Annotated in this window: 5 protein-coding genes; 3 read left to right on the top strand and 2 right to left on the bottom strand. The window is 59.7% G+C overall.

The annotated features are described in order from the left end of the window. Positions 1 to 8: 8 nt before the first annotated feature. From qatB to qatD, 3 genes are read left to right on the top strand one after another with little or no spacing between them, the layout of a single operon-like run. Positions 9 to 776 carry a Qat anti-phage system associated protein QatB gene (qatB, locus tag E5X88_RS33805; RefSeq protein ID WP_366929988.1) on the top strand — a complete coding sequence of 256 codons (768 nt, stop codon included), beginning with the start codon at positions 9 to 11 and terminating at the stop codon, positions 774 to 776. Beyond that, complete coding sequence (gene qatC / locus E5X88_RS33270; RefSeq protein ID WP_292168496.1) at positions 773 to 2,050, top strand: Qat anti-phage system QueC-like protein QatC; 1,278 nt, start codon at positions 773 to 775, stop codon at positions 2,048 to 2,050. The genes qatB and qatC overlap by 4 nt, the downstream gene beginning before the upstream one ends. Then, the gene (gene qatD, locus E5X88_RS33265) at positions 2,047 to 2,796 is read left to right on the top strand and encodes a Qat anti-phage system TatD family nuclease QatD (RefSeq protein ID WP_292168495.1); all 750 of its coding nucleotides are present in this window, start codon (positions 2,047 to 2,049) and stop codon (positions 2,794 to 2,796) included. Before qatC ends, qatD begins: the two co-directional genes overlap by 4 nt. Positions 2,797 to 3,109: 313 nt before the next feature. Here the strand turns inward: qatD and E5X88_RS33260 are convergent, their stop codons facing one another. Together E5X88_RS33260 and E5X88_RS33255 are read right to left on the bottom strand one after the other, a co-directional pair. Beyond that, on the bottom strand, positions 3,110 to 3,751 hold the full coding sequence (locus tag E5X88_RS33260; RefSeq protein WP_292168493.1) for a YfbU family protein: 642 nt from the start codon (positions 3,749 to 3,751) through the stop codon (positions 3,110 to 3,112). A 216-nt stretch (positions 3,752 to 3,967) separates the two neighbouring features. Continuing rightward, a partial coding sequence (locus E5X88_RS33255) for a hypothetical protein (protein WP_292168491.1) occupies positions 3,968 to 4,148 on the bottom strand: 181 nt, incomplete at its 5' end.

The following is a 4,148-nucleotide window of genomic DNA, read 5'->3' as shown; positions in this document are numbered from 1 at the left end:
CGCCCGGAGTGCCCGGTCAACCATCGCCACCTGGACCGCCGGCTTCGCAACCGCAACTACCCCAACCTCCACAGCCTCTGCCGCTGCCGCCTGCGGTTCCCAAGGCGCCGCCGCGCCGGTTCCAACAGGCGCGCACGAGTCTTGGACGCTTCGCCCGCAGCGGTTCCCAGGACGATCTCAGGCGTGGCCTCGGCCATTACTCTCGCAGCGGTCTAGGCGGATCTTCCACGGCCGCACGACGAATGGGAGGAACGTCCCAGAGGGCGGGCGGACTCTACGGCGTGCTCGACGCGCTGCGTACCGGGACGCAAATTCCACCAGAAGTCGCGCTAGACCCCGCCCAGCTTGCGGGCAAATCGCAGATCGAAATCGCAGACCTTATCGCCAGTGCGCTCGCCCCGGTCGACGGAACGCAAGATAGTGAGGCAGCGCGCGATTCGGTGTCGAGGTCTTTGTCCGAACTCTTGGAAGCCGATCCAACCGCCGATCTCGCCAATTTGAACGCGATGCAGATTGATGGGGTGGTGGAGGGCTATATCGCCCATGATCTCGCTCACCGGATCGAGCTTGATGTCGGAAAGGCGGTCCTCGACAAAGCGGATTCGTACGCGGAAGGCGTTGAGCGGCTACAGGACATGAAGTCGTATGTGCGCCAGGAGGTAGCGCGCGCATTCAGGGCGCGGCGGGGCACGCAGCCGATGAGCCGTCAGAATGCGGCTTCAATGTCCGATGCGATTCTGCGCGATACCTTTGATATCTTCGAGAGCTACCTGTGACGACGGTAGGTTGCGCTCCGACCGGGACGAGTTTGCCGCCGGGCATCGACACGCCCTTCGTTCTGTACGGGCACCGATCCTCGCCGCATATCGGTGCTGTCGGAGCGACAATCCCGCCGGTAGTGCGGGCGCTCAATCTCAGCCCCGCGGCACGCGCCTGGGATTTCCTTTCGATCGCGCTGTCCGTGATCGCAGCGGATGAAAGCTGCACTCGAACGACAAGCGCCGATGGATGGACGCGCCAGATCAAGCTGACGGTCGCGGTGATCGATCCGCATTTTTGGTCGACTGCCGCGCCGCGGCTTGAGGAAGCGCTTCGCTTTTTGACGGCCGACATTTGGAGGCTGGAGTTTATCGGCGGAGGATATCTTCCGGCGCCGCCAAATCCGGTCAAGGTCCGGACCGAGGATGTCGTCTGCTTGCTATCTGGCGGCATGGACAGTCTGATCGGCGCTATGGACCTCGTCGCGGATGGCCATGTGCCTTTTCTCGTCAGCCAGATCGCCAAGGGCGACAAGCACGACCAGCGCACTTTCGCCCAGCGGATCGCCAAGCAGGCGATGCATCTGCAGGTGAACCACAATGCCTCACCGCCGGGCCGGTCAGAGAGATCGCAACGCGCAAGATCGATGATGTTTTTCGGTGTGGGGGTTCTCGCCGCTACATGCCTGCAAAAATATGGGCAGGGCGCTCCGGTTCAGCTCTTTGTGCCCGAGAACGGATTCATCAGTCTCAACGTCCCGCTTACGCCGATGCGTCTCGGTTCGCTCAGCACGCGCACGACCCATCCGTTCTACCTCGCAAAGCTTCAAGAGTTGCTCGATGCCGCTGGGCTACGCGTAAAGCTGGTCAACCCATACCAGTACAAAACGAAGGGGGAGATGCTCGCCGGTTGCAAGAACCAACTGCTTCTGAAGCAACTCATTGGATCTACCACTAGCTGCGGCCGGTATGCCCGCACCGGCTTCCGGCAGTGCGGCCGCTGTGTACCCTGTTTGGTGAGGCGCGCGTCCTTTTTGAAGTGGGGTGTTGCCGATACTACGCCTACCTACAAATATGATGCGCTCGGAACACCGGGCCGCCGTTTCCGTGACTTCGACGATGTCCGTTCGGTTGCTGTGGCGGTGCACACGGTTGACACGCACGGTGCGGAAGAATGGATAGGCGGCGCTCTGAATTCGGCGATCGTCGGCGATGCCGCGTTGGCTCAAGGAGTGGCCGAGCGAGGGCTCGATGAGCTTAAGAAATTTCTACAAGTGCAAGGCGTCCTTTGATCGATTTTCATTGCCATATTGACCTGTTCAAAGATCCGATACCGATCCTGGACGAAGCCGAAAAGAAGGGCGTTTATCTTCTCGCAGTCACAACCACGCCTAAGGCTTGGACCGGCACAAAGCGGCTGATCGGCGACAGGCGTCGTGTTCGGGTCGCTCTGGGTCTTCATCCAGAACTGGTGCGCGAGCGGCATACCGAGATCGCTCTTTTCGAGCATTTTCTGGCAGAGACGGACTATGTCGGCGAGGTTGGGCTCGATGGCAGTCCGCATTTGAGCGACAGCTTTGAGCTGCAGACGAAGATATTGCGCCGGATTTTGCTCGCTTGCAGCAAGGCAGGCGGACGCATCATCAGTTTGCATTCGCGGCGCGCGGCCTCGAAGGTCCTGGACCTCTTGGAAGCTGAGCCTGCAGCTGGAACCCCGATCCTGCATTGGTTTTCGGGGAGTGCTCGCGAGCTGGAGCGGGCCGCTCAGCTCGGCTGCTGGTTCAGCATTGGACCTCTGATGACCGGATCGGCAAAGGGTCGAAAGTTAGTCGAGATGATGCCGCGCGAGCGCGTTCTTACCGAGACAGATTCGCCGTTCGCCCAGATAAACGGCGCGCCTCTATCTCCTTGGGACGTGGATTTGGCATATCCGGTTCTCAGCGAACTCTGGAACTGCTCGGACGAACAGGTGGACAAGCAGGTTCTATCAAACTTGCGAAATTTAACAGGGGTTAAGGGAACAGCTCGCGGCGTCTGAGCGCCTTTTGCGAGTGTCAGTTTCGCTTCCCGACGGAACGGCAGCTATCTTACCTTCATCGACAAATGGCGACTGTCCACGGCCCCAAGCGCTGGGGGCGTGTCGGAGGCTGATCCTGCGCTCCCCTCGCCGCCGTGCACGCGCCGAGCGTGATCCATCGCTTGTCGTTGTGATGGGGTGGGTGGAGTGACGCTACTCTTCCTCCGGAAACGTGCTTGCGGTGAGCGGGAACATCCGATGAACATTTCCGAGTGACGACGCGGCAGAGGCAACTCAACCTGCCGATGTGCCATCGGTAGGCGGTGCAGTGAACCTACCCGTGCTTCAGGATCTTGATCACTTCGCCGAGCGTGAGACCATCGCGCGTCAGTGTCCATTCGATGCGATCGTACACGGCCAGCATCGCCCGGTAGTCGGCGACCCGGTTGGAATGAGAGTTGAGCGACCTGTTCTTGAACTCTTCGAATCGCCCCATGTTTTGGACGAGGAACCGTGCGATACTGAAATAGGTGCCTTCCTCGTTGCCGTCGAACCCGTCGAACTTGGGATCTCGGTTCCATTCGCCTGTTTCCGCTTCGACACGGTCGCGGTCCTTGTCGCTCCACTTAGCGGCCGCCCTTTCGATCTGGCGCCACATCGTCATCGTGCGGGCCACGAAATCGACTTCGTGAGGCTTGTCGTTCTGGGGGTCGAAGAGGCCGGTCAACGTCCATTCAAGCGCCCAGAAATGCCCTCCGTAAATGGCATCTTGGATGAGCTTGACCGTTTCCTGATCCTCGTAATCTTCCTGTTGCTTGAGAAGCTCGGTCAGCAACCAGATGATCAGCTTCTCGCTCCGCGAAGGGTTAAGCCGACCCCGGCTGGCATCAGCCGCCAGGCCGGCCTCGACGAGTTGCCGCATCGCTTCCGCTCGGGATGCCACCTCCGGGTGTTCATCTGCCCAATCGTCGATCAACTCGACGGTCCGCGGGTCCAACCTCATTTCAAAGCGCTCAGTTTTCGGAACCATCTCTCAGCTCTCCGTATGATCCGCCGTAATATACGGTTTCTTGTACGGAATATACGTATCCTAATCCGTACATTCAAGTGGCGGGTACGCCTGCCCGGCTGGCTCCATAAGCGACCTTCGAGATCGTCTTGGCGAGGACAGCTTCGTGGCGCGTAGCGTCGGTTACGGTGGATGCATCAATCTTGACTGGCCGAGAAGATCAGATACTTTTGATGCGTGCCTTGAGAATAAGCGGCGCCAGGCATCAAAGACAGCCGCGTGATAACCGACGACAGGCAGGCCCTTCACGTCGAAGATAAGAAGAAACAGCACCAGCTCAGGCTGGCCGCGCTGCCGACATAGC

Source organism: Mesorhizobium sp. (assembly GCF_004962245.1).
GTDB lineage: Bacteria > Pseudomonadota > Alphaproteobacteria > Rhizobiales > Rhizobiaceae > Mesorhizobium.
Note: the sequence above shows the minus strand (reverse complement) of the source record. Positions and strands in the feature narration are given on the sequence as shown.